Raw genomic sequence first — 24,125 nt, 5'->3', positions numbered from 1 at the left:
ACGGCGGTACGAGTCGGGGCCCGGTCCACTGGACCGGGCCCCGACTCGTACGTGTGCGCGTCTCAGCTCGTGGGGTCGAGGCCCTTGCTGCGGAGCCAGGTCAGCGGGTCGATCGCGGAGCCGCCGCCGGGCCGGACCTCGAAGTGGAGGTGCGGGCCGGTGGAGTTGCCGGAGTTGCCGGAGTAGGCGATGACGTCGCCGGCCTTGACCTGGCCCCAGCGGATCTTGGTGCTGCTGAGGTGGCAGTACCAGGTCTCGGTGCCGTCGGCGGCGGTCACGATCGCCATGTTGCCGTAGGCGGGGTTCCACTGGGTGCGGACGGTGCCGTCGGTCGCGGCCATGACGGGGGTGCCGTACTGCACGGGGAAGTCGATGCCGGTGTGCAGGGACATCCAGTTGACGCCGGACTGGCCGTAGCGGGCGCTGAGCTGGTGCAGCTTCACCGGAAGCATGAACTTGGGGCGCATGGCCTCCTTGCGGGCCGCCTCCTCCTCGCGCTTCTTCTTCTCGGCGGCCTGGCGGGCCTTGAGGTCGATGCGCTCCTGGGTGCGGCTGGCGCGGTCGCCGAAGTCGCGGACGTCGGCGTCGAGGGCGCTGAGCTGGGTGTCGAGCGCGGTGTTGGCCGCCATCTGCTTCACGGCGGCCGGGTCGGCGGCGGCGAGCGCGGTGGTGTCCTTCTGCTTCGGGCTCTCGGCGCCGCCGGTGAGCCCGCCGACGGAGGCGGCCGCGATGCCGGCGACGCCCATGACGCAGGCGGAGGGGACGGCGACGGTCAGCAGCGCGGAACGCTTGGCGGGGGTACGCCGCCGGGCGCGGCTGCCGCCGGAGGAGCGGCGGACGGGGCGGGCGCCGGCGGCGGCGTCGGTACGGACCTCGGTGGCGGGCTCGTGGGCCTCGGGAGCCTCGTCGGCGTAGCCCGGCTCGGGCTCGTACGCGGCTTCGGGCTCGTACGCCGTCTCGGGCTCGTACGCCGTCTCCGGCTCGTACGCCGTCTCGGGCTCCGGGGTCGGCTCGTAGGCGAACTCGAACTCGGCGGTGTGGTCGATCTGTTCGGCCGCGGGGACGTACTGCTGGGGGACGACCGGCTCGACCTGCTCCGCCGTCTGGTTCCAGGCGGTGGCGTCGTACGCGCCGGTGTCGGTCGCGAAGGCGGGGGCGGCCCACTGGCCGGTGACGTCGTACGCCTCCTGGCCGTACGCGCCCTGCGCCGCGTAGGCGCCGGAGTGCAGGGTCTCGTACTGGCCCGTGTGCTGGGCCTCGGTCCAGGCGGAGGCGTCCCACTGGCCCGTCGTGTCGTACGGCTGGTGCTGCCCGTACGCGTCCTGTGCCGCGTAGGCGTCCGGGGCGGTGCCCCACTGGCCGGTGGTGTTCCACTGGCCCGTCGTGTCGTACGCGCCGGAGGCGGCGTACTGCCCGAGGTCCCACTGGCCGCTGTGGCCGGCCTGACCGGCGTCGGACCAGGCCCCGAAGAGCGGGTCGGCCGCGAAGCCGCCGGTGAGGTGGGCGCCGTCTCCGGCGTACCCGGCGTGGGGGTGCTGGTCGTTCACCAACGTCTCTCTCGCCTCGGCAGCAGGACCAGTCCGGGGCGGGCCCGACAGGGGGTGTCCCGGGGGGAAGCAGTGGCGCGACTGTACCCGGCGGTACACGGGGCCGACAATCTTCGGAGGGGTCGGACGGCGAAGGAAACGGGCAATCGGCAGCGTTTCGCCAGCTCGTGCACAGACCTTTGGCCTTGTGTTCGAGGAACGTTCGAAGAACGGGTCGGGGGTGTCGCCGTCGACTGGCGACTTCAAGCCACCGAGGAAGCCCCTTCGGCCGTTCCTTCCTCCACCCCCTCGCCCGCGTCGAGGGCGCTGAGGATCCCGGACGCCACCGTCGGGTGCACCGGCAGCGCCAGATGGCCGATGCCGCTCACCCGCACGTTGTGCACCAGCAGGTCGGGGTGGTCGAGGCGGGCCGTCTCCACCGGCACCATGATCCGGTCCAGGTCGCTCCAGAAGCTGACGAACCGCGTCCGGCAGCCCGGCGCCGGCGAGGCCAGCTCCCGCAGTACCTCCGATCCCGGGCGCATCTGCCGCACCAGCGGGTGCGCGTCGGCGAGCGGTGACGCCACGGACGTGCCCGCGTGCGGGGTGCCGAGGGTGACCAGGGTCCGCACCCGCGCGTCACCGCCGAGCCGCTGTACGTGATAACGGGCGACGAGCCCGCCCAGACTGTGGCCCACGAGGTCCACCTCGGTCCGGCCGGTGCGCGCCAGAACGGCCTCGATCCGCCGCCCCAGGGCCTCGGCGGCGGTCCGCAGATCCCCCATGAGCGGCGAGTAGTCCAGGGACACCACCTGGTGACGGCCGTGCCGGACGAGTGCGCGGCGCAGCAGCAGGAAGACGGAGCGGTTGTCGGCGAAGCCGTGCAGCAGCACCACCGGACGGCCGCCGCCGCCCGCGAGGGGCACGGGGGCGTCGTCCGGGCCCGCGGGAGCGAGGCGCTCGGGGACGATCCCGGACGGATAGAGGACGAGACGGCCGGTGAGGACCGCGGCCTCCAGCGTGGTGGCCTTCAACAGGGCGGTGACCTTGGCGAGCTCCATCGCCGACCTCCCGTGCGGCGCCCGGGGCGCGGTGCGCCGGGACGCCGGGGTCCCGCGCCGCACGGACGACGGCGCGGGACCCCGGCGACCGGCGTCGCGGCTCCTTGCGCGGCCGGCCCCGCAGGCGGCTGGAGGGCCCAGGAGGGGGGCCCGGAGCGGGGCAGGCCGCGGAACGAACGTGTCCCACGTGTGATTTCCCCCTCGCCGGGCACCGCGAAACGGCCCGTTGCGGGATGCTGTCGATAACGTTCGTTCACCTCCCCGGCACAGACGCGCGGGGGTCGCATGTGGAGGCAGTGATGGGTGTGACCGGTCCGATCCGCGTGGTCGTCGCCAAGCCGGGTCTCGACGGCCACGATCGTGGGGCCAAGGTCATCGCGCGGGCCCTGCGCGACGCCGGCATGGAGGTGATCTACACCGGGCTGCACCAGACGCCCGAGCAGATCGTCGACACCGCGATCCAGGAGGACGCCGACGCGATCGGTCTCTCGATCCTCTCGGGTGCGCACAACACGCTCTTCGTCAAGGTCATCGAGCTCCTCAAGGAGCGCGACGCGGAGGACATCAAGGTCTTCGGCGGCGGCATCATCCCCGACGCGGACATCCCGCCGCTGAAGGAGAAGGGCGTCGCGGAGATCTTCACCCCGGGCGCCACGACCGCGTCGATCGTCGACTGGGTCAACGCCAACGTCCGCGTGGCCGCCTGACGGTCGCGCGCACCGTACGCGCCGGTCCCACCGTACGCACCGGACGGCCGGGAGCCCCCTCCGACGGGCTCCCGGCCGTCCGTCTTCCCGCGTGTCCTCACCCGGCGGACCGGGCCGGCTCGCCGTCCAGCTCGGCACGCATGCGGGCGCGCAGGTCCAGCGTGGCCACCAGGCGCTGGAACGCCTCGGACCAGTAGGCGCCCGCGCCCGGAGCGGCGTCCTCCGCCTCCCCCGCCGCCGCCGACGAGGCCAGACGGCCGGCCGCGGAGGGGGAGAGGCAGCGCTCCGCGAGCCCCATCACCCCGCTGAAACTCCACGGATAGCTGCCCGCGTCCCGGGCGGTGTCCAGGGCGTCGATCACCGACTCGCCCAGCGGCTCCGCCCACGGCACCGTGCACACCCCGAGCAGCTGGAAGGCCTCGGACAGGCCGTGCGCCGCCACGAAGGCCGCCACCCAGCCGGCCCGCTCCGCCGGGCCGAGCGTCGACAGCAGCTGCGCCCGCTCGGCCAGCGACGAGGTGCCGGGGCCCGTCGCGGGCGGTGTCGAAGGGGCGCCGAGCAGCGCCCGCGACCAGGCCGCGTCCCGCTGGCGCACGGCCGCCCGGCACCAGGCCGCGTGCAGCTCCGGCTGCCAGTCGTCGGCGACCGGCAGCGCCACGATCTCCTCCGGTGACCGCCCGCCGAACCGGGCCGGCCAGCAGCTCAGCGGGGCGGCCTCCACCAGTCGGCCGAGCCACCAGGACCGCTCGCCCCGGCCCGCCGGGGGCACCGCGGCCACGCCGTCCCGCCGCATCCCCTCGTCGCACTCGTGCGGGGCCTCCACGACGACCGTCGGCACGGCCGCCGTCCGGTCCAGGCCCACGCAGGTGAGCGCCCGGTCCGCCATGCGGCCCGCGAGCGCGGAGCCCGGGAGCGCGGAGAGCAGTTCGGCGGCGGTCGCGCGGACGTTGCGGCTGCGGTCGGCGAGGGCGGCCTCCAGGAACTCCTCGTCGGCCGCCGACAGGCCGGCGCGCAGCGAGTCCAGGAACATCAGCCGGTCCTCGGCCCGTTCGCCGGACCAGGTCGTGGCGAGCAGGGCCCGTCCCGTGGCCGGATCCTTCGCTCGTACGGCTCCGAGGAGGGCGACCCGCTCGGCGAACAGGCCCTCCTCCCACAGCGTCCGCACCGCGTCCGCGTCCGCGGGGTCCGGCAGGGTGCCGCCGGCCCCCGCGCCGCGCAGCGCGAACCGCCACTCCGGGTTGAACCGGGCCAGCCACAGCCCGCGCGGCCCGGCGAACGCCAGGGCCTGCGGGCGCAGGTCGGTACGGGCCCTGGCCGCGTCGAGCAGGGCCGGCAGGGCGGCCGGCGGCGCCCGGTAGCCGCGCTCGCCGGCCAGCGCCAGCCACTGCGGGAGCAGTTCGGCGAGGTCCGGAGCGGTGCCCCGGCGGCCGGCGGCAGGGGTGGCCCCACGGCCCGCGAGCAGGTCGTCGAGGCGGTGGCGGGCCGCTTCGGGCAGCGCGGGGCGTGGGTCGTGCGGCGCGGGTTCGGGGCGTACGGCGGCGGGGCCGGGGCGGAGGCCGGCGCGGCGGCGGAGGGTGTGGCGGGCGGCGGCGTCGAGCAGGCCGGCGGCGGCCTCGGGCCCGCGTGCCGCCGCCGGTGGGCGGCGGTCGGTGCCCAGGAGGGCGGACGTGACCAGGGCGTCCCAGTCGGGTTCGGTCGTCGTCACGGTGTGCGCCTCTCTTGTGGCGGGGGGCGAGGGGACGGGAGCTGATCCGGCATCTGTGCGGCGGCGTGCTCGGGGTGCGGGTTCAGGCGCGGGAGCCTGGGTGCGGCCGAGCGCGCCGTTCCGTTGTGCCCACCCTCCCCCGAGGACTTCGTCCGGGGGGACCCCCAGCCCCGGCGGAACGCCTGCCCACGGCGGGGGTCAGGTCAGCGGAACCGGCTCCCACGGGGTTTCCGGGGACCAGGCCGTCAGGGGGGTGAAGCCCCTCGGGCCGCATTCGCCGAAGACCGTCAGGGGGGCGCCGCCCGACAGGGCGAGGAGGCGCCAGAGGGCGGGGCGGTCCGGGGTCGTCAGGGGGAGGGCCTCGTGGCCGTCGGCGTCGGCGAGCTGCCAGCCGTACTCGGCCGGGGCGGGGACGACCCGGCCGAGTGTCACCGGCCAGGACTCCAGCCAGGGGTCCTCGCGCAGGGCGCGGCCGTACGCGTCGAGGGCCGCGCCGACGCCTCCGCCCGGCGGCGGGGCGGCCGGGCCGGGGGCGGGGACCAGCTCGCCGGGGTCCGCGCGGAGCTGTCCGGCGCCCGCGTGCGGGGTCAGTTCGCCGTCCAGCAGGGCGCCGACCGGCAGGGCGAGGGAGGGCGCGCGGCCCGCCGCGCCGAACGAGAGCAGCAGGGCCGTACGGCCACCGGCGGTGCCGTACAGCCAGATGCGACGGGTCGTCAGCCGGCCGTCCCCGGTGTCGTGCCGGGAGAGGACCAGCCAGCGGTCCCTCACCGCCGGGCCGGCCGGGACGGACGGGAGGCCGACCCGGGTCCGTACCGTCGCCGCGAGAGCGGCGGGCAGCCGGTCGGCGGCCAGCCACGCGCGGTCCAGGAGGTGGGCGAGCGCGGACTCCTCCAGGAGCCGCACCGGCCAGTCCGGGCCCGAGCCCGGTATCGCGCCGAGCTCGCGGACGCGGGCCGCGAGACCGGGCGCCTGCGCGTCGACCATGCGGGCCGCGGTCTCCTCCCACAGGCCGTACCCCTGGCGGCCGGCCGCCGCGAGCCCTCCGCGCACCAGGTCCGTGAGCCGCCGCTCCAGCTCCTCCGCGCCCGCCGTCACCCGGGCCGCCCGGCGCTCGGCCCGGCGGCGGGCCGCCTCGGGGTCCGCCGGTGCCGCCCCCGGCGCCGGGCGCGGCGCGAGCCGGCGGGAGGCCCAGGCGGGCGGTTCGGCCCCGTCCGGCACGGCCGGGTCGCCCGCCGCCCAGAGCAGCAGCAGGCCGAGCGCGTGCTTGCAGGGGGACCGGCGGCTCGGGCAGGTGCACGCGTACACGGGCTCCCCGGTGTCCACGACCGTGCGGTACGGCGTGCGGCCGCTGCCCGCGCACTGCCCCCAGACGACCCCGTCGCGGCCGCCCGCGCCGCTCCACGGGCCGGCCGTGCCGAGCCCGCCGCCCGCTCTGCGCCACGCCTCGTCAGGAGCCAGTGCCCGCACCTGCTCAGCCGTCCAGCGCGTCCCCGTCGCATTCATGTACCTGACGGTATTCTCCGCCACTGACAACGCAGTTGACCTGGGGATTCACTGCCGGAGGAGGACCCCGGCGGCATCTTCGTTTTACCGGTCCTTTACGGTGCTGTGCGAGCTCGCGCGAACCAGCGTGAGCCCTTCGACCGCACCACCGTGCAGGGGGAGTACCACCATGAACCGCACCGTCCGCACCGCCGTCTCGGCCCTCGCCGTCGCCGGCCTCGCGTTCGGGCTCGGGGCCTGTTCCGAAGCGGCCGACAAGGCCGCGGACCAGGTCGACAAGGCCGTCACCGAAAGCTACGAGGTGACCTACGAGGTCACCGGCACGGCCGTGGAGTCGATCGAGTACCACGCCGGCGACGGCACCGCGATGCAGCCGCAGGTCGAGAGCGACAAGAAGCCCGCCGTGCCGTGGACCCGGACCGTGAAGCTGCACGGCATCATGCCGCCCGCCGTCATGCCCGTCTCGACCAAGCCCGCCGACCTCACCTGCAAGGTCGTCTACCAGGGCAAGGTCATCAAGGAGGCCAAGGGCGAGCAGGCCATGTCCGGCGGCTGCGTCGCCGTCTCCCCGGTCTTCAACTGACCGTCCCCGCCGGACGACGGCGCGGCGACGGCCCCCAACCGGCCGTCGAAACCCCTCCATTACGCCGCTGACCTGCTGCGCAAGCCGATTGTCAGTGCCGTGGTGCACCGTGGATCGCACAGCAGGTCGAACGATCTGGAGGGGGATCCATGACCGTGCCCGCACCCACCAACGAGCAGCCCGGCGCCGGTGCCGTGACGGACACCGGCCCGGGCCGCCCGGGGCCCGCCGAGGCCCTGCGGCCCCACGCCGAACACGCCTTCGCCCACGAGCTCGCCGCGCTCGCCGCCGCCGACGACCGCCCCCGGCCCGCCCGCTGGCGCCTCTCTCCCTGGGCCGTCGCCACCTACCTCCTCGGCGGCACGCTCCCCGACGGCACCGTGATCACACCCAAGTACGTCGGCCCCCGGCGCATCGTCGAGGTCGCCGTCACCACGCTCGCCACCGACCGCGCGCTGCTCCTCCTCGGCGTCCCCGGCACCGCCAAGACCTGGGTCTCCGAGCACCTCGCCGCCGCCGTCAGCGGCGACTCCACCCTCCTCGTGCAGGGCACCGCCGGCACCCCCGAGGAAGCCATCCGGTACGGCTGGAACTACGCCCGGCTGCTCGCCGAGGGCCCCAGCCGCGCCGCGCTCGTCCCCAGCCCCGTCATGCGCGCCATGGAGCGCGGGGCGACCGCCCGCGTCGAGGAGCTGACCCGCGTCCCCGCCGACGTGCAGGACACGCTCATCACGATCCTGTCCGAGAAGACCCTGCCCGTCCCCGAACTCGGCGAGGAGGTCCAGGCCGTCCCCGGCTTCAACCTCATCGCCACCGCCAACGACCGCGACCGGGGCGTCAACGAGCTGTCCAGCGCGCTCCGGCGCCGCTTCAACACCGTCGTGCTGCCGCTGCCCGCCACCCCCGAGGACGAGGTGGACATCGTCGCCCGCCGGGTCGAGCAGCTGGGCCGCTCCCTCGAACTGCCCGCCCCGCCCGAGGGCGTCGAGGAGATCCGGCGGGTCGTCACCGTCTTCCGCGAGCTGCGCGACGGCGTCACCGCCGACGGCCGCACCAGGCTCAAGTCCCCCTCGGGGACCCTCTCCACCGCCGAGGCCATCTCCGTCGTCACCGGCGGCCTCGCGCTCGCCGCCCACTTCGGGGACGGCGTGCTGCGCCCCTCGGACGTCGCCGCCGGCATCCTCGGCGCCGTCGTCCGCGACCCGGCGGCCGACCGGGTCGTCTGGCAGGAGTACCTGGAGACGGTGGTGAGAGAGCGCGACGGCTGGAAGGACTTCTACCGCGCCTGCCGCGAGGTGAGCGCATGACCGCCCTCGCCACGGCACCCGCGCAGCCCCGGGCGCGCGAGACGCCCCGGCCGCTGCTGCTCGGGGTCCGGCACCACGGACCCGGCTCCGCGCGCGGGGTGGCCGCCGCCCTGGACGCGGCCCGGCCCGACGCGGTCCTGATCGAGGGCCCCGCCGAGGCCGACGCGCTGGCCGCGCTCGCCGCCGACCCGGAGATGCGGCCGCCCGTCGCCCTCCTCGCCCACGCCGTCGACGACCCCGGCCGGGCCGCCTTCTGGCCCTTCGCCGCCTTCTCGCCCGAGTGGACCGCGCTGCGCTGGGCCCTCGGCCGCGGAGTCCCCGTCCGCTTCGTCGACCTGCCCGCCGCCCACACCCTCGCCGCCGACCCCACCTGGGGCGACGGCGAGGACGAGGCGGACGACTCCGCCCGCGTCGACCCCCTCGCCGCACTCGCCCGGGCCGCCGGGCGGGAGGACCCCGAGCAGTGGTGGGAGGACGTCGTCGAACTCCGCGGCGACAGCGACCCCCTCGCCCCCTTCGAGGCCCTCGCCGAGGCCATGACCGCCCTGCGCGAGCGGTACGGGCACGGCGGCCGGCCGCGCGACCCGGTCCGCGAGGCCCACATGCGGCTGAAGCTGCGCGCCGCCCGCAAGGAGTTCGGGGACGCCGTCGCCGTCGTCTGCGGCGCCTGGCACGTCCCCGCCCTCGCCCGCCGCACCACCGTCACCGCCGACCGCGCGCTCCTCAAGGGCCTGCCCAAGGTGAAGGCCGAGCTGACCTGGGTCCCCTGGACCCACCGCCGGCTCGCCCGCCGCTCCGGATACGGCGCCGGGATCGAGTCCCCCGGCTGGTACGGCCACCTCTTCGCCGCTCCCGACCGGCCCGTCGAGCGGTGGATGACCAAGGTCGCGGGCCTCCTCCGGGAGGCCGACCACCCCGTCTCCCCCGCCCACGTCATCGAGGCCGTCCGCCTCGCCGAGACCCTCGCCGCCCTGCGCGGCCGGCCGCGCCCCGGCCTCGCCGAGACCACCGACGCCGTCCGGGCCGTCCTCTGCGAGGGCTCCGACGTGCCGCTCGCCCTCGTCAGGGACCGGCTCGTCGTCGGCGACGTCCTCGGCGAGGTCCCGGCCGCCGCGCCCGCCGTCCCGCTCCAGCGCGACCTCGACCGGCTCCGCCGGAGCCTCCGCCTCAAACCCGAGGCCGAGGAGCGCGAGCTCGACCTCGACCTGCGCGGCGACACCGACGCCGCCCGCAGCCGCCTCCTCCACCGGCTCCGGCTGCTCGGCGTCGACTGGGGCCTGCCCGCCGCCGGCCGCACCGGCACCGGCACCTTCCGCGAGTCCTGGCGGCTGCGCTGGCAGCCCGAACTGCACGTCAGGGTCGCCGAGGCCGGCGTCTGGGGCACCACCGTCGAGGCCGCCGCCACCGCCCGTGCCGAGTCCCTGGCCCTCACCGCGGCCGGCCTCGGCGAGATCACCGGCCTCGCCGAGCGCTGCCTCCTCGGCGGCCTCACCGACGCCCTCCCCGCCGTCCTCGGCGCCCTCGCCGAGCGGGCCGCCCTCGACACCGACGTGGCCCACCTCGCCGACGCCCTCCCGGCCCTCGCCCGCGCCCTGCGCTACGGCGACGTGCGCGGCACCGACACCGCCGCCCTCGCCGACGTCGCCACCGGCCTGGCCGAGCGGATCCGCGTCGGCCTCCCGCCCGCCTGCGCCGGGCTCGACGCGGACGCCGCCGACCGGATGCGCGAGCGCCTGGACGCCGTCCACGCCGCGATCGCCCTCCTCCCCGACCCGGCGCCGGCCGACGACCCCGTCGCCCTCGCCTCCCGCTGGGCCGGCGCCCTGCGCCGGCTCGCCGGCGGGGAGCGGGTGCCCGGCACCGTCCGGGGCCGCGCCGTGCGGATCCTCCTCGACGAGGGGCGGCTCGACGCCGACGGGACGGCGCGGCTCATGGGCCTCGCCCTCTCGCCCGGCACCCCGCCCGCCGACGCCGCCGCCTGGATCGACGGCTTCGTCGGCGGCCCCGGCGGCGGGCTGCTCCTCGTCCACGACGAGCGCCTCCTCGCCCTCCTGGACGGCTGGCTCACCGGCGTACCGGCCGAGGCGTTCACCGCCGTGCTCCCGCTGCTGCGGCGCACCTTCGGGGCGTACGAGCCGGGGGTGCGGCGGGCCCTCGGCGAGCTCGTCGCCCGGGGGCCCGAGGCCCCCGGTCCGGGCTCCGCCGCCCTCGTCCCCGGCTTCGCCGCCGCCCTCGACGAGGAGCGGGCCGACGGCGTCCTCCCCCTGCTCGCCCTCGTCCTCGGCACGGAGGTCCCCGCATGAGCACCCGCACCCCCACCGCGGACGAGCGGCTGCGCCGATGGCGGCTCGTCCTGGGCGGCGGCGCCGACATGCCGGGCCGCGCCCCGACCGGCGCCGACGCCGGCATGGACGCCGCCCTCGCCGCCCTCTACGACACCGGGGACGACGGGGAGCGCAGGGGCGGGCTCGGCGGCTCCGCGCCCTCCGTCGCCCGCTGGCTCGGCGACATCCGCGGCTACTTCCCCGCCTCCGTCGTACAGGTCATGCAGCGCGACGCCATCGAGCGGCTCGGGCTCGCCACGCTCCTCCTGGAGCCGGAGATGCTGGAGGCCGTCGAGCCCGACGTCCACCTCGTCGGCACCCTGCTGTCCCTGAACAAGGCGCTGCCGGAGACCACCCGGGAGACCGCCCGGGCCGTCGTCCGCAAGGTCGTCGACGACCTGGAGGCCCGGCTCTCGGCGCGCACCCGGGCGACCGTCACCGGCGCCCTCGACCGCTCGGCCCGGATCAGCCGCCCCCGCCACCGGGACATCGACTGGGACCGCACCCTGCGGGCCAACCTCAGGCACTACCTCCCGGAGCACCGCACGGTCGTCCCCGAGCGGCTGATCGGCCACGGCCGCACCTCCCGGGCGGTCCGCAAGGAGATCGTGCTCTGCGTCGACCAGTCCGGCTCGATGGCCGCCTCCGTCGTGTACGCCTCCGTCTTCGGCGCCGTCCTCGCCTCGCTCCGGGCCGTCGCCACCCGGCTCGTCGTCTTCGACACCTCCGTCGTGGACCTCACCGACGCGCTCGACGACCCGGTCGACGTCCTCTTCGGCACCCGGCTCGGCGGCGGCACGGACATCAACCGCGCGCTCGCCTACTGCCAGTCGCGGATCACCCGCCCCGCCGACACCGTCGTCGTCCTCGTCAGCGACCTGTACGAGGGCGGCATCCGCGACGAGATGCTGAAGCGGGTCGCGGCGATGACGGCGTCCGGGGTGCAGTTCGTCGCCCTGCTCGCCCTCTCCGACGAGGGCGCGCCCGCCTACGACCGGGAGCACGCCGCCGCGCTCGCCGCCCTCGGCGCCCCCGCCTTCGCCTGCACCCCCGACCTGTTCCCGGAGGTGATGGCCGCCGCCCTGGAGAAGCGGCCGCTGCCGATACCCGACACCGTCTGAGCCCGGTCCCGTGCGGATTCCGTCGCCGCCCGGCCACCCGGACGGGCGCGCCCGGGCCCACTGAGGCCCATATCACATCCGCGGCCGGGTGGCCCTCACCCGGCGGACCGGCGTGGCGTGAGGGGGGCAAACCCCGCCCCCGGCCTGCCCGATGACGTCCGGGCGGGGGTCCCTCGATGCCCACGGACAGCCCGGTCGCCCCTACGTTCTGTGACCCGTATCACCGCTGGGTTGTGATCTGCGATTTAGGGACCAACGGCCCACGGGGATAACCTGCGGGACGGACATGCCGCGTCCACGGACACCGTGTACGCCTCCCTAGTGACAGCGCAGTCACGTTGCCCTTCGCGGCACGCCCACGCAGACAACGAACCGCGATCATCTAGAAAAGGGACGCGCGTGGACCTGTTCGAGTACCAGGCGAGGGACCTCTTCGCCAAGCACGGTGTACCGGTGCTGGCCGGTGAAGTCATCGACACGCCTGAGGCGGCGCGCGAGGCCACCGAGCGTCTTGGCGGCAAGTCGGTCGTCAAGGCCCAGGTGAAGGTCGGCGGCCGCGGCAAGGCCGGCGGCGTCAAGCTCGCCGCCACCCCGGACGAGGCCGTCGCCCGCGCGACGGACATCCTGGGCATGGACATCAAGGGCCACACGGTCCACAAGGTGATGATCGCGGAGACCGCTCCGGAGATCGTCGAGGAGTACTACGTCTCGTACCTCCTCGACCGCACCAACCGCACCTTCCTCGCCATCGCCTCCGTCGCCGGCGGCATGGACATCGAGCAGGTCGCCGAGGAGACCCCCGACAAGGTCGCCAAGGTCCCGGTGGACGCCAACAAGGGCGTCGACATCGAGAAGGCCCGCGAGATCGTCGCCGCGGCCCAGTTCCCGGCCGAGGTCGCCGAGAAGGTCGCCGACGTCCTGGTGACCCTGTGGAAGACCTTCGTCGCCGAGGACGCCCTCCTCGTCGAGGTCAACCCGCTGGCCAAGGTCGCCTCCGGCGACATCCTGGCCCTCGACGGCAAGGTCTCGCTCGACGAGAACGCCGACTTCCGCCAGCCGGAGCACGAGGCCCTGGAGGACAAGGCCGCGGCCAACCCGCTGGAGGCCGCCGCCAAGGCCAAGGGCCTCAACTACGTCAAGCTGGAGGGCGAGGTCGGCATCATCGGCAACGGCGCCGGCCTGGTCATGTCGACCCTGGACGTCGTCGCGTACGCCGGTGAGAACCACGGCGGCGTGAAGCCCGCCAACTTCCTCGACATCGGCGGCGGCGCCTCCGCCGAGGTCATGGCGAACGGCCTGGAGATCATCCTCGGCGACACGGACGTCAAGTCCGTGTTCGTCAACGTCTTCGGCGGCATCACCGCCTGTGACGAGGTCGCCAACGGCATCGTGCAGGCCCTGGAGCTCCTCGCCTCGAAGGGCGAAGAGGTCACCAAGCCGCTCGTCGTCCGCCTCGACGGCAACAACGCGGAGCTGGGTCGCAAGATCCTGTCGGACGCCAACCACCCGCTCGTGCAGCGCGTGGACACCATGGACGGCGCGGCCGACAAGGCCGCCGAGCTCGCGGCCGCGAAGTAAGGGAAGAGGGACAGAACAGCCATGGCTATCTTCCTCAACAAGGACAGCAAGGTCATCGTCCAGGGCATGACCGGTGCCACGGGCATGAAGCACACCAAGCTCATGCTGGGTGACGGCACCAACATCGTCGGCGGCGTGAACCCGCGCAAGGCTGGCACCAAGGTCGACTTCGACGGCACCGAGGTCCCCGTCTTCGGCTCCGTCGCCGAGGCCATGAAGGAGACCGGCGCCAACGTCTCGGTCCTCTTCGTGCCGCCGGCCTTCGCCAAGGCCGCCGTCGTCGAGGCGATCGACGCCGAGATCCCCCTCGCCGTCGTCATCACCGAGGGCATCGCCGTCCACGACTCCGCCGCGTTCTACGCGTACGCCGTGGAGAAGGGCAACAAGACCCGCCTCATCGGCCCGAACTGCCCCGGTCTCATCACCCCGGGCCAGTCCAACGCCGGCATCATCCCGGGCGACATCACGAAGCCGGGCCGCATCGGCCTGGTCTCGAAGTCCGGCACGCTGACGTACCAGATGATGTACGAGCTCCGTGACCTCGGCTTCTCGTCCGCCGTCGGCATCGGTGGCGACCCGGTCATCGGCACCACGCACATCGACGCCCTCGCGGCCTTCGAGGCGGACCCCGACACCGACCTGATCGTCATGATCGGCGAGATCGGCGGCGACGCCGAGGAGCGTGCGGCCGACTTCATCAAGGCCAACGTCACCAAGCCGGTCGTCGGCTACGTCGCGGGCTTCACCGCCCCCGAGGGCAAGACCATGGGCCACGCCGGCGCCATCGTCTCCGGCTCCTCCGGCACCGCCGCGGCGAAGAAGGAGGCCCTGGAGGCCGCCGGTGTGAAGGTCGGCAAGACCCCCACCGAGACCGCCAAGCTGGCGCGCGCCATCCTCGCGGGCTGAGGAACGGCACCGCACAGGCCGTAAGCACGTGGGCCCCGCCCCTCCGGGAGACCGGAGGGGCGGGGCCCACGTGCGTACCCGCCGGGGGAGTCCGCCCGCTACTCGGCGGTCGGGATCAGCCGCTCGGGACCCGGGTTCGGCTCGGAGCGCAGCCGGTCGCGCAGCTCCACGTCCTCCCGGCCGAGCTTCTGCGGCCCGCCGCGCACCGGCACGCCGTTGACGGTCTGGCCGGGCGCGACGTCCGGGATGTAGCGGGTCGGCGCCGTCGCCGCCGTCAGGGCCGTGACGCACACCAGGACCGCCGTCGCCCCGACCACCGCCCGGGTCAACCGCCGGGTCCGCCGCTCGCTGCCGCCGCGGACCGAGCGGGCCCCCGGCAGGGTCGCCGTCGGGGCCTCCGCGACCAGCGTGGCGAGCCGCCGCTGGATCGCCTCGGGCTCGGCCAGCTCCGGCACCCGCCGGCCGATCTCCGCGTGCGCGTACAGCAGCCGGTTCGCGGCGGCCGGGGTGCTCGCCTCCGTCTCGGCCGCCGTCTCGGGCAGATCGAGCCCGAGCCCGTCGTAGAGCAGGACGGTACGGCGGTACGGCGCCGGCAGATCGAGCAGCGCGCCGAGCAGCGCCCGCCGCCCGGCCTCGGTCGGCGGGGCGTCGGGATGCCGGTGGGCGCGGCGCAGCCGGTGCCAGGGGGAGAGGGCGTACTCGTACGCCGCCGCCCGCACCCAGCCGACCGGGTCGGCGTCCGTGGCCACCTCGGGCCAGTGCTCCCAGGCGTGCCGGAAGGCGTGCTCGACGGCCTCCCGGGAGAGCTGCCGGCGCCCGGTCAGCAGATACGCCTGGTGGACGAGGCCGGGGGCCGCGTACCCGTACAGCGCGTCGAAGGCCTCCTCGGGCGTGAGTCCGGGCACGGGCGCGACGGGCTCCTCCGGCGGCCGCACCTGCTCCGGTTTCCTGCGCTGGTCGGGCCGGGAGGGGGACTTCGGCGGCTTGGCGGCCCGCTTGACGGCGGCCTTGGGCCGTACGTGGGCGGGCGGGGGAGTGGGCGCGGGAGCCGGTTTCCCGGCGGCGCGGCCCGGGGTCTCCTTCGCAACGGTGTCCGAAACGATGTCCGAAACGGTGCCTGAAGCGGTCTCCGCGACGGCGTCCGGAACGGTGTCCGGGGTGGCGTCCGGAACGGTGTCCGGCGCGCCGCCGAGCAGCTTCGCGTACGCCTCGCGCTTGCGGCCGCGCGGGGCCGAGCGGCCGGTCTCCCAGGCCTTGACGGTGGCCTTCGTGACGCCCATCGCCTCGGCGACCTGCTCCTCGCTCAGGGCGAGCGCCTCGCGCAGCCGGCGCCGCTCCTTCGGTGTCGGCAGCGCGGTGGCGGTGGAGGGGGGCGCGGTGTCGCCGCCCCGGCTCGTCTGGCTCATCGGTGTCGACCTCCCGCAGAGCACCTCTGGGCGGAAAAGTACATAAACGTATCTTGAGCGACACAACGGATGTTTGCCTGTTACGCCGCGAAAGCGCGTGTCGTTGGCAGCATGGCCCCCGTGACCCACCTGACCGAGCACTCCCTGGTCCAGGGCGGGCGTTCCGCCGCGTTCGCCACCGCCTGCGTCCGCGGCGGGGTCGCCGCCGGACTCGGCGTCGGCGCGCTCGCGGTCCTGGTGATCGTGGCCTGGATCAGCTCGCCGTTCCCCGACAGCGGCGCCGGCGGCGCCCTCCACCTCGCCGCCGGGCTCTGGCTGCTCGCCCACGGCGTGGACCTGATCCGCACCGACACCCTCGGCGGACTCCCCGCGCCGCTGGGGATCGTGCCGCTGCTGCCGTCCCTGCTGCCGGTCTGGCTGCTCTACCGGACGGCCCGGTCCACCCTCGACCCCGCCGACGAGAACCGTCCGAGGCCCTCGCCGGCCGGCACGCTCGGCGCGGTGTCCGGGGGATATCTGCTGGTCGCGGCCGTGATCGTGGTCTACAGCGCGAGCGGCCCGCTCCCCGGCGACCTCGTCACCGCCGGCCTGTGGCTGCCCGGCGTCGTCCTCGGCGCGACCGGCGCGGGCGTCTGGACGGCACTGGGGCGGCCCCTGCCGGGCCGGGAGGAGACCGCCGCGGCGCTGCGCGGCGCGGCCACCGGACTGGTGACGCTGCTCGCGGGCGGCGCGGTCCTCGCCGGGACCGCGCTGGTCTGGCGCGCGGGCGCGGCGCGGGTCTCGTACGAGGGACTCGCGGGGGAGTGGTCCGGACGGGTGACGCTGGCGCTGCTCCTCCTCGCGCTGCTGCCGAACGCCGCCGTGTGGGCCGCCGCGTACGGGCTCGGCCCCGGCTTCGCCCTCGGCACGGGCGCGCTCGCGACCCCGCTCGGCCTCGTCGGCGACCCCGCCGTGCCGCCCTTCCCGCTCCTGGCGGCGCTGCCGCCGCAGGGGCCCGGCGGCTGGCCGCAGTGGGCGGCGGCGGCCGTGCCGCTGCTCGCGGCGGTGGCCCTCGGCCGCTCGGTGGGCCGCTCCACCGGCACCGGCCCCACCCGGGAGACGGCGCTCGCGGCGCTGGGCGCGGCCTGGGCGTCCGGGGCGGCGGTCGCCGTCCTCGCGGGCGCGGCCGGCGGCCCGCTGGGCTCGGGCCGGCTGCTCGCCTTCGGCCCGGTGTGGTGGCAGGCGGGGGCGGCGGCGGTGCTGTGGGGCGTCGCCGTCGGCCTGCCGACGGCGCTGACGGTACGGGCCTGGGGCCGCCGGGTACCCCGGCCGAAGCAGCCGAAGGAACCGAAGCCGCCGAAGCCGCCGAAGGCCTCGAAGCGGGCCGGGCAGGCCAAGGCCGCGACACCGGAACCGGCCCTGGCGGCCGCCACCGCGCCCGCCGCCGGCTTCCCCCGCGAGGGCGCCGCCGACGAGGACGAGGGCTACGTCCCGTACGACTACTTCCCCGCCTCCTGGGAGACGCCCCTCCCCGCGGAACCGCCCCCGCACACGGGACTGCCCCGGCACACGGGACTGCCCCTCCTTCCGGAACCGTCCCCGCGCACGGAACCGCCCCGGCCGTCGGGGACGACCGGGGCGGAGTGACCGGGAGAGGGGCCGGAAGAAACGGCCTAGTCGCGCACCCCGAACCCGTCCCGCAGCGGCTTGGGCAGCAGGTCGTTGCAGGCGACCGCGCCCGCGTGGGTGAGGGCGTCGTCCCGGCACTCGTAGAAGTCCTTGTAGACCAGCTGCATCGTGAAGCCGAAGCCCACGATCAGCAGGGCCACGGACGAGGCCACCAGGCCGCTGATCGCCGCCGTCCGCATCGAGCGGGCCGCGTTCGGGGCGCTCGGCGCCGCGGACGGCTGTCCCGAGGGCTGGGACGCGCCCTGTGATTCCGGCGACACCCGCGCCGCGGTCTCCGTCGCCGCCTTCGGCTTGGCCCGCAGCGAGCTGACCGCCCAGTACAGCGAGAGCGCGCCGAGCAGCAGGGCCAGCTCGGGGATGTCGAAGATCGCGAAGAAGAAGGCCCACATGCCGCCGAGGACCGCGTACCGCGCGCGCCGCTGCGCCGGGTCCGTGGGGTCCCAGCGCAGTCCGGGCCGCTCGGGTCCGGAGCCGCCCTGACCGCCCTGGCGGTCGGCCCCGCGCTCCGGACCGCGCCCGAAGCCGGCCGAGGAACGGCCCGGCTGGCGCGGGCTCCAGCGCCCGTCGGCGCCGCCCGTCACGGGCGACGAGGAGCCGGCGTCGTCGCCGTCCGAGCCGTCGGAGCCGCCCGAAGCGCCCGATCCGTCCGGGCCGCCGGAGCCTGCGGAACCGTCCGGCCGGCGCGGCTGCCACGGCTGGTCGGGAGTGCCCTCGGGCGGCGGGGCGAACGGGTTGTTGTCGTTCGTGGACTGGCGATCCGGCATCTGCTGGACGTCTTCCCTCTGTCGTCGTGACCGCTTCGCACCGGGCGGCGTGACCGGCGTCGGACCCTGACGCTACCCCCCTGCTCCGCCCCCGTCCCGTGGGGGCCGTCCGGTGTGCCGGTATCGTTGCTGACGGTCGAGCCATTCGTAGGGTTCCCCGTATCGACGGGCACGATTCGTTCGTAGGACCGCACAAACACCACGGAAAGAGTGACCCTGTGGCTGCCGCCCGCCTTGTCGTCCTGGTCTCCGGGTCCGGTACCAACCTCCAGGCCCTCCTCGACGGCATCGCCGCCGACCCCGAGGGCTACGGCGCGGAGATCGTCGCCGTCGGCGCCGACCGCGAGGCCATCGCCGGTCTGGAGCGGGCCGAGCGGGCCGGGATCCCCACCTTCGTGTGCCGGGTGAAGGACCACGCGAGCCGCGAGGAGTGGGACCTCGCCCTGGCCGAGGCCACCGCCGCGTACGCACCGGACCTCGTCGTCTCGGCCGGGTTCATGAAGATCCTCGGCAAGGAGTTCCTCGCCCGCTTCGGCGGCCGGGTCGTCAACACCCACCCGGCGCTCCTCCCCAGTTTTCCCGGTGCCCACGGGGTGCGTGACGCGCTCGCCCACGGCGTGAAGGTCACCGGGTGCACCGTCCACTTCGTCGACGACGGCGTCGACACCGGCCCGATCATCGCCCAGGGCGCGGTCGAGGTCCGGGACTCGGACGATGAAGCCGCTCTGCACGAGCGCATCAAGGAAGTCGAGCGCTCGCTGCTCGTCGACGTCGTGGGGCGTCTCGCCCGGCACGGCTACCGCATTGAGGGACGAAAGGTTCAGATCGGTGAACACGGACACCGTTAAGCCCATCCGCCGCGCGCTGGTCAGCGTCTACGACAAGACCGGTCTGGAGGAGCTGGCCCGCGGTCTGCACGAGGCCGGTGTCGAGCTCGTCTCCACCGGCTCCACCGCCGGGAAGATCGCCGCAGCCGGCGTCCCGGTCACCAAGGTCGAGGAGCTCACCGGCTTCCCCGAGTGCCTGGACGGCCGCGTCAAGACCCTGCACCCGCGCGTGCACGCCGGCATCCTCGCCGACCTGCGCCTGGAGTCGCACCGCGAGCAGCTCGCCGAGCTCGGCGTGGAGCCCTTCGACCTGGTCGTCGTGAACCTCTACCCGTTCCGCGAGACCGTCGCCTCCGGCGCCACCCCGGACGAGTGCGTCGAGCAGATCGACATCGGCGGCCCGTCGATGGTCCGCGCCGCCGCCAAGAACCACCCGTCGGTCGCCATCGTCACCAGCCCCGAGCGGTACGCGGACGTGCTCGCCGCCGTCCAGGCCGGCGGCTTCGACCTGACCGCCCGCAAGCGGCTCGCCGCCGAGGCCTTCCAGCACACCGCCGCGTACGACGTGGCCGTCGCCTCCTGGTTCGCCGACGACTACGCCGCCGCCGACGACTCGGGCTTCCCCGACTTCCTGGGCGCCACCTACGCGCGCAAGAACGTCCTGCGCTACGGCGAGAACCCGCACCAGGGCGCCGCGCTCTACGTCGACGGCACGGGCGGCCTCGCCGAGGCCGAGCAGCTGCACGGCAAGGAGATGTCGTACAACAACTACACGGACACCGACGCCGCGCGCCGGGCCGCGTACGACCACGCCGAGCCCTGCGTCGCGATCATCAAGCACGCCAACCCGTGCGGCATCGCGGTCGGCGCCGACGTCGCCGAGGCCCACCGCAAGGCCCACGCCTGCGACCCGCTGTCCGCCTTCGGCGGCGTCATCGCCGTCAACCGCCCGGTCTCCGTGGAGATGGCCGAGCAGGTCGCCGAGATCTTCACCGAGGTCATCGTCGCCCCGGCGTACGAGGACGGTGCCGTCGAGGTCCTCGCCAAGAAGAAGAACATCCGCGTGCTGCGCGCCGAGGGCGCCCCCAGCAACCCGGTCGAGGTCAAGCCCGTCGACGGCGGCGCCCTCCTCCAGGTCACCGACCGCCTCCAGGCCGAGGGCGACGACCCGGCGAACTGGACCCTGGCCACCGGCGACGCCCTCTCCGAGGCCGAGCTCGCCGAGCTCGCCTTCGCCTGGAAGGCCTGCCGCGCGGTCAAGTCCAACGCGATCCTCCTCGCCAAGGACGGCGCCTCCGTCGGCGTCGGCATGGGCCAGGTCAACCGCGTCGACTCCGCCAAGCTCGCCGTCGAGCGGGCCGGCGAGGAGCGCGCCCGCGGCGCGTACGCGGCCTCCGACGCCTTCTTCCCCTTCCCCGACGGCCTGGAGATCCTCACCGCGGCCGGCGTCAAGGCGGTCGTCCAGCCCGGCGGCTCGATGCGCGACGAGCTCGTCGTCGAGGCCGCGAAGAAGGCCGGCGTGACGATGTACTTCACCGGCACCCGCCACTTCTTCCACTGACGGGGCGCGGGCTCCGGGACCTTCCTCGTCAGGGGGTCCCGGAGCCCGTCTCTGGTCTAATGGTCAGGCCCCGGGCCGACCGGCAGTAGTGGAGACGTGGTGTTGGACGTACTGAGCAAGCCCACTGCGGACCCCTCCGACGAGCGGCCCGCCGACGGCCAGGACCCGGCACCCGTCCCGTACCTCCCGTACGCGCTCGTCGCCGTCCTCCTCACCGCCGCGTACTTCCTCTACTCCTGGGTGCAGTACGACCACTTCCGCACCCCTTCCTGGGACCTCGGCATCTTCGGGCAGGCCGTCCGCTCCTACGCCGAGTTCAGGGTCCCCGTCGCCGACATCAAGGGGCCCGGCTTCCCCATACTCGGCGACCACTTCAGCCCCGTGACGGCGCTCCTCGCCCCGCTCTACTGGCTCTGGCCCTCGCCGGTCTCGCTGCTCTTCGCGCAGGCCGCGCTCTTCGCCGGCTCCGCCGTGATCGTCGGCCGCACCGCCCAGCAGGTCCTCGGCAGCCGCGCCACCGGCATCGCCCTCACCGTCGCCTACGGCCTCTCCTGGGGCCTCCAGGAGGCGGTGAAGTCCGACTTCCACGAGATCGCCTTCGCCGTCCCGCTGCTCGCCCTCACCTGCCGGGCACTGCTCCTCGGCCGCTGGACCGCCGCCGTCGCCTGGTCGGCGCCGCTCGTCCTCGTCAAGGAGGACATGGGGCTGACCGTCGCCATGGTCGGCGTCGTCCTCGCCCTCAAGGGGCAGCGGAAGCTCGGCGCGGCCCTCGCCGCCTTCGGCACCGCCTTCTTCGCGCTGACCGTGCTCGTCCTCATCCCGACCGCCAGCAAGCTCGGCCAGTACGACTACTGGGCCAAGATCGAGAAGACCGGCGGCGGCGCGGAGACCTCCCTCGTCCAGATCGTCACGGACGCGCTGACCTCCGGCGAGCGCTGGGAGATGGTCCTCTACCTCCTCGCGATCACCGGTTTCCTCGCGCTGCGCTCCCCGCTGGTGCTGATCGCCCTGCCCACCCTCGGCTGGCGGTTCGTCTCCCAGGACGCCAACCACTGGGGCATGCACTGGCACTACAGCGCCGTCCTGATGCCGGTCGTCTTCCTGGCCCTGGTCGACGCCGTCCGCACGGTGCGCACCTCGCCGCGCCCCTGGCTCGCCGCGTACGGCAAGGTCGCCGTCGCCGCCGCCACGGCCGTCGGGCTCACCCTCGCCGCCGACCTGCCGCTGCGGGAGCTGCTGAAGCCGGAGACGTACGCCGCCGACGTCCGCGCCGAGCAGGCGCGCGCGGCCGTCGCGGCGGTCCCCGAGGGCGCCTCCGTCGAGGCGGACGTCCCGCTCCTCGCGCACCTCACCGCCGACCACACCGTCTACTGGGTGGGCACCGCGAAGGGCGCCACGCCCGACTACCTCGCGCTCGACCTGCGGGGCTGGTCCGGCCAGGCCTCGGACCCGGCGATGACGGCTTCGCAGTTGCACCCGGAGGCGGCGTACGAGATCGTCCACCGCTCGGACGGCTTCGCGGTGCTGAAGAAGAAGTAGCGGGTACGCCGAAGGGCCCGGCTCCTCGACGGGAGCCGGGCCCTTCGGCGTACCGCGCGGATCAGTAGCGCGGGCGGGAGAACCAGGCGGAGCCGCTGGAGACGGCGGGGGCGATCGTGATGATCACCGCGAACACCACCCAGATCAGCGGGAAGATCATCGCCGAGGCGAGGCCGGTGTCGAGGGCGGCGAAGAGGTACAGGGCGCCGACGACGGTGCCGAGCGCGCCGTACACGATGGTCGTGATCCGGATGCCCTGACCGCCGTTGCCGAACTTCACGCCGAGGGTGATCGACAGCGCGGCGAGGCCGAGGAAGATCAGCCCGACGACGATCAGGACGCCGGCGGCGGCGGAGGCGAGCGAGTCGAACGGGTTGTCCTCGCCGTACGTGGACGACAGGTCCGAGGCGTCGCTGGCGACGGCACCGCCGTACAGGGAGAACAGACCGATGAGGATCTGCACCGCCGAGATCAGGTACAGGAAGACGCGCGCCGTCGTCAGCAGGCCGGGCATGGACTGCGGCACCATGCCCGGGCCGCCGGGGTAGGCGCCGTACGGCGAGACGGGCGGGGCGGCCGGGTAGCCGTAGTTGCCCTGCTGCGGGACGCCCTGGGGGGCCTGCGGGTAGCCGTAGCCCGGCTGCTGGCCCTGCGGCGGCTGGCCGTAGGGGTTGTTCGGTTCGCCGAAGCTCATCGGGGCATTCCTCCGTGAATGTTCTCGTGCGGGGACGACGCGGCCCGCGCGGAGGAACTTTCACGGCCTGTGAGCGGACTCCCCCCGGCACTTTCCGCGGCACTGCGCTGGTCATCGTCTCCGTAGCTCCGACGTGTTGTCCAGTCGATACGCACCGGAGTTGTGCAAGTGCAACTCTTCGTTCCGGCCCGCCGGGCTTCCCCGGGAACCCCTGGCGGGAGCCGGGCGGGACCGAATTGGAACTCGGCGGGGGTCATCCGGGAGGATGTCCCCATGAGCGCCCAGATTCTCGATGGCAAGGCCACCGCGGCCGCGATCAAGTCCGAACTCGCCGTCCGCGTGGCGGCCCTCAAGGAGAAGGGCGTCACGCCCGGTCTCGGTACCGTCCTGGTCGGCGACGACCCGGCCAGCCAGAAGTACGTGGCCGGCAAGCACCGCGACTGCGCGCAGGTCGGCATCGCCTCCATCCAGCGCGAACTCCCCGCGTCCGCCACGCAGGAGGAGATCGAGGCGGTCGTCCGGGAGCTCAACGAGGACCCGGCGTGCACCGGTTACATCGTCCAGCTGCCGCTGCCGAAGGGCATCGACGAGAACCGCGTCCTGGAGCTGATGGACCCGGCGAAGGACGCCGACGGCCTGCACCCGACCAACCTCGGCCGGCTGGTGCTCAACGAGCCCGCCCCGCTGCCCTGCACGCCGAACGGCATCGTCACCCTGCTCCGCGCCCACGGCGTGGAGATCAACGGCGCCGAGGTCGTGGTCGTCGGCCGCGGCGTGACCATCGGCCGCCCGATGCCGCTCATCCTGACCCGCCGCTCCGAGAACGCCACCGTGACCCAGTGCCACACCGGCACCCGCGACCTCTCGGCGCACCTGCGGAACGCCGACATCATCGTGGCCGCCGCCGGCGTGCCGCACCTGATCAAGCCGGAGGACGTGAAGCCCGGCGCGGCCGTCCTCGACGTCGGCGTCTCGCGCAACGCCGAGGGCAAGATCCTCGGCGACGTCCACCCGGACGTCTCCGAGGTGGCCGGCTGGATCTCCCCGAACCCCGGCGGCGTGGGCCCGATGACCCGCGCGCAGCTGCTCGTGAACGTCGTCGAGGCCGCGGAGCGCGCGGCCGCGGCGCTCTGAGATGACCTCGGGGAGCCCGGCCGCCCCCGGGGGCCCTGACGGTCCGCGGGAGCTGCCGCGCGGCCGGGTGTCGAAGGTCCGCCGGGTGCGGGGCTCGCGCCGGCCGCCGACGGTCACCACCGACACGGCCCGCCCCGAGGGCGGCGGCCGGGCGGCGGGCGGCGACGCCCCGGCGCCGGCCCGTCAGTGGCCGCTGCTCCTCGTCCTGGGG

Annotated in this window: 19 protein-coding genes and 1 pseudogene; 13 read left to right on the top strand and 7 right to left on the bottom strand. The window is 74.9% G+C overall.

Going from position 1 to position 24,125, the window contains the following annotated elements:
* Positions 1 to 62 precede the first annotated feature (62 nt).
* Positions 63 to 1,547: a peptidoglycan DD-metalloendopeptidase family protein gene (locus tag AB0E19_RS22095; RefSeq protein WP_362182737.1), complete on the bottom strand. Its 1,485-nt coding sequence runs from the start codon at positions 1,545 to 1,547 to the stop codon at positions 63 to 65.
* Positions 1,548 to 1,789: 242 nt separating this feature from the next.
* Positions 1,790 to 2,587 (bottom strand): alpha/beta fold hydrolase, encoded by a 798-nt coding sequence (locus tag AB0E19_RS22090; protein ID WP_362182734.1) that lies wholly within the window; start codon positions 2,585 to 2,587, stop codon positions 1,790 to 1,792.
* A gap of 299 nt (positions 2,588 to 2,886) precedes the next feature.
* Between AB0E19_RS22090 and AB0E19_RS22085 the strand changes: the two genes are divergently transcribed.
* The gene (locus AB0E19_RS22085; protein WP_169088618.1) at positions 2,887 to 3,294 is read left to right on the top strand and encodes a cobalamin B12-binding domain-containing protein; all 408 of its coding nucleotides are present in this window, start codon (positions 2,887 to 2,889) and stop codon (positions 3,292 to 3,294) included.
* Positions 3,295 to 3,391: 97 nt separating this feature from the next.
* Here the strand turns inward: AB0E19_RS22085 and AB0E19_RS22080 are convergent, their stop codons facing one another.
* Positions 3,392 to 4,999 carry a DUF5691 domain-containing protein gene (locus AB0E19_RS22080; RefSeq protein WP_362182730.1) on the bottom strand — a complete coding sequence of 536 codons (1,608 nt, stop codon included), beginning with the start codon at positions 4,997 to 4,999 and terminating at the stop codon, positions 3,392 to 3,394.
* A gap of 198 nt (positions 5,000 to 5,197) precedes the next feature.
* On the bottom strand, positions 5,198 to 6,502 hold the full coding sequence (locus AB0E19_RS22075; protein WP_362182727.1) for an SWIM zinc finger family protein: 1,305 nt from the start codon (positions 6,500 to 6,502) through the stop codon (positions 5,198 to 5,200).
* A gap of 169 nt (positions 6,503 to 6,671) precedes the next feature.
* On the opposite strand from AB0E19_RS22075, the gene AB0E19_RS22070 reads away from it, so the two are divergent.
* The 6 genes from AB0E19_RS22070 (at position 6,672) to sucD (ending at position 14,321) form a co-directional block, all read left to right on the top strand.
* Positions 6,672 to 7,085 (top strand): MmpS family transport accessory protein, encoded by a 414-nt coding sequence (locus AB0E19_RS22070; RefSeq protein WP_362182724.1) that lies wholly within the window; start codon positions 6,672 to 6,674, stop codon positions 7,083 to 7,085.
* A 155-nt stretch (positions 7,086 to 7,240) separates the two neighbouring features.
* The gene (locus AB0E19_RS22065) at positions 7,241 to 8,392 is read left to right on the top strand and encodes an AAA family ATPase (protein WP_362182949.1); all 1,152 of its coding nucleotides are present in this window, start codon (positions 7,241 to 7,243) and stop codon (positions 8,390 to 8,392) included.
* Complete coding sequence (locus AB0E19_RS22060) at positions 8,389 to 10,695, top strand: DUF5682 family protein (RefSeq protein WP_362182721.1); 2,307 nt, start codon at positions 8,389 to 8,391, stop codon at positions 10,693 to 10,695. Before AB0E19_RS22065 ends, AB0E19_RS22060 begins: the two co-directional genes overlap by 4 nt.
* Positions 10,692 to 11,837 (top strand): VWA domain-containing protein, encoded by a 1,146-nt coding sequence (locus AB0E19_RS22055; RefSeq protein ID WP_362182718.1) that lies wholly within the window; start codon positions 10,692 to 10,694, stop codon positions 11,835 to 11,837. The genes AB0E19_RS22060 and AB0E19_RS22055 overlap by 4 nt, the downstream gene beginning before the upstream one ends.
* A 399-nt stretch (positions 11,838 to 12,236) precedes the next feature.
* Complete coding sequence (gene sucC / locus AB0E19_RS22050; RefSeq protein ID WP_362182715.1) at positions 12,237 to 13,415, top strand: ADP-forming succinate--CoA ligase subunit beta; 1,179 nt, start codon at positions 12,237 to 12,239, stop codon at positions 13,413 to 13,415.
* A gap of 21 nt (positions 13,416 to 13,436) precedes the next feature.
* Positions 13,437 to 14,321: a succinate--CoA ligase subunit alpha gene (gene sucD / locus AB0E19_RS22045; protein WP_169088634.1), complete on the top strand. Its 885-nt coding sequence runs from the start codon at positions 13,437 to 13,439 to the stop codon at positions 14,319 to 14,321.
* A gap of 98 nt (positions 14,322 to 14,419) precedes the next feature.
* On the opposite strand, the gene AB0E19_RS22040 is transcribed toward sucD, so the two are convergent.
* Complete coding sequence (locus AB0E19_RS22040) at positions 14,420 to 15,727, bottom strand: helix-turn-helix domain-containing protein (RefSeq protein WP_362182711.1); 1,308 nt, start codon at positions 15,725 to 15,727, stop codon at positions 14,420 to 14,422.
* A gap of 120 nt (positions 15,728 to 15,847) precedes the next feature.
* On the opposite strand from AB0E19_RS22040, the gene AB0E19_RS22035 reads away from it, so the two are divergent.
* Positions 15,848 to 17,353, top strand: coding sequence for a DUF6350 family protein (locus tag AB0E19_RS22035; RefSeq protein ID WP_362182708.1), 1,506 nt, complete (start codon positions 15,848 to 15,850; stop codon positions 17,351 to 17,353).
* A 26-nt stretch (positions 17,354 to 17,379) separates the two neighbouring features.
* Here the strand turns inward: AB0E19_RS22035 and AB0E19_RS22030 are convergent, their stop codons facing one another.
* The gene (locus AB0E19_RS22030; protein ID WP_362182705.1) at positions 17,380 to 18,159 is read right to left on the bottom strand and encodes a hypothetical protein; all 780 of its coding nucleotides are present in this window, start codon (positions 18,157 to 18,159) and stop codon (positions 17,380 to 17,382) included.
* Positions 18,160 to 18,377: 218 nt separating this feature from the next.
* Between AB0E19_RS22030 and purN the strand changes: the two genes are divergently transcribed.
* The 3 genes from purN (at position 18,378) to AB0E19_RS22015 (ending at position 22,086) form a co-directional block, all read left to right on the top strand.
* Positions 18,378 to 19,007 carry a phosphoribosylglycinamide formyltransferase gene (gene purN / locus AB0E19_RS22025; RefSeq protein ID WP_362182702.1) on the top strand — a complete coding sequence of 210 codons (630 nt, stop codon included), beginning with the start codon at positions 18,378 to 18,380 and terminating at the stop codon, positions 19,005 to 19,007.
* A complete protein-coding gene (gene purH / locus AB0E19_RS22020; RefSeq protein ID WP_362182699.1) occupies positions 18,988 to 20,547 on the top strand; it encodes a bifunctional phosphoribosylaminoimidazolecarboxamide formyltransferase/IMP cyclohydrolase in 1,560 nt (519 codons plus the stop codon). Before purN ends, purH begins: the two co-directional genes overlap by 20 nt.
* A gap of 102 nt (positions 20,548 to 20,649) precedes the next feature.
* Entirely contained in the window at positions 20,650 to 22,086 is a 1,437-nt protein-coding gene (locus tag AB0E19_RS22015; protein WP_362182946.1) for a DUF2079 domain-containing protein, read from the top strand.
* A gap of 61 nt (positions 22,087 to 22,147) precedes the next feature.
* Here AB0E19_RS22015 and AB0E19_RS22010 read toward each other — a convergent pair whose 3' ends face one another.
* Positions 22,148 to 22,780: a hypothetical protein gene (locus AB0E19_RS22010; protein ID WP_362182696.1), complete on the bottom strand. Its 633-nt coding sequence runs from the start codon at positions 22,778 to 22,780 to the stop codon at positions 22,148 to 22,150.
* A 273-nt stretch (positions 22,781 to 23,053) separates the two neighbouring features.
* Between AB0E19_RS22010 and AB0E19_RS22005 the strand changes: the two genes are divergently transcribed.
* Positions 23,054 to 23,914, top strand: coding sequence for a bifunctional methylenetetrahydrofolate dehydrogenase/methenyltetrahydrofolate cyclohydrolase (locus AB0E19_RS22005; protein ID WP_360601392.1), 861 nt, complete (start codon positions 23,054 to 23,056; stop codon positions 23,912 to 23,914).
* A 1-nt stretch (position 23,915) separates the two neighbouring features.
* Positions 23,916 to 24,125: pseudogene (locus tag AB0E19_RS22000) on the top strand (hypothetical protein); the annotation flags it as partial.

The organism is Streptomyces sp. NPDC047974 (assembly GCF_040653375.1).
Taxonomy (GTDB): Bacteria; Actinomycetota; Actinomycetes; order Streptomycetales; family Streptomycetaceae; genus Streptomyces.
This window is presented reverse-complemented; position numbering and strand designations above follow the sequence as displayed.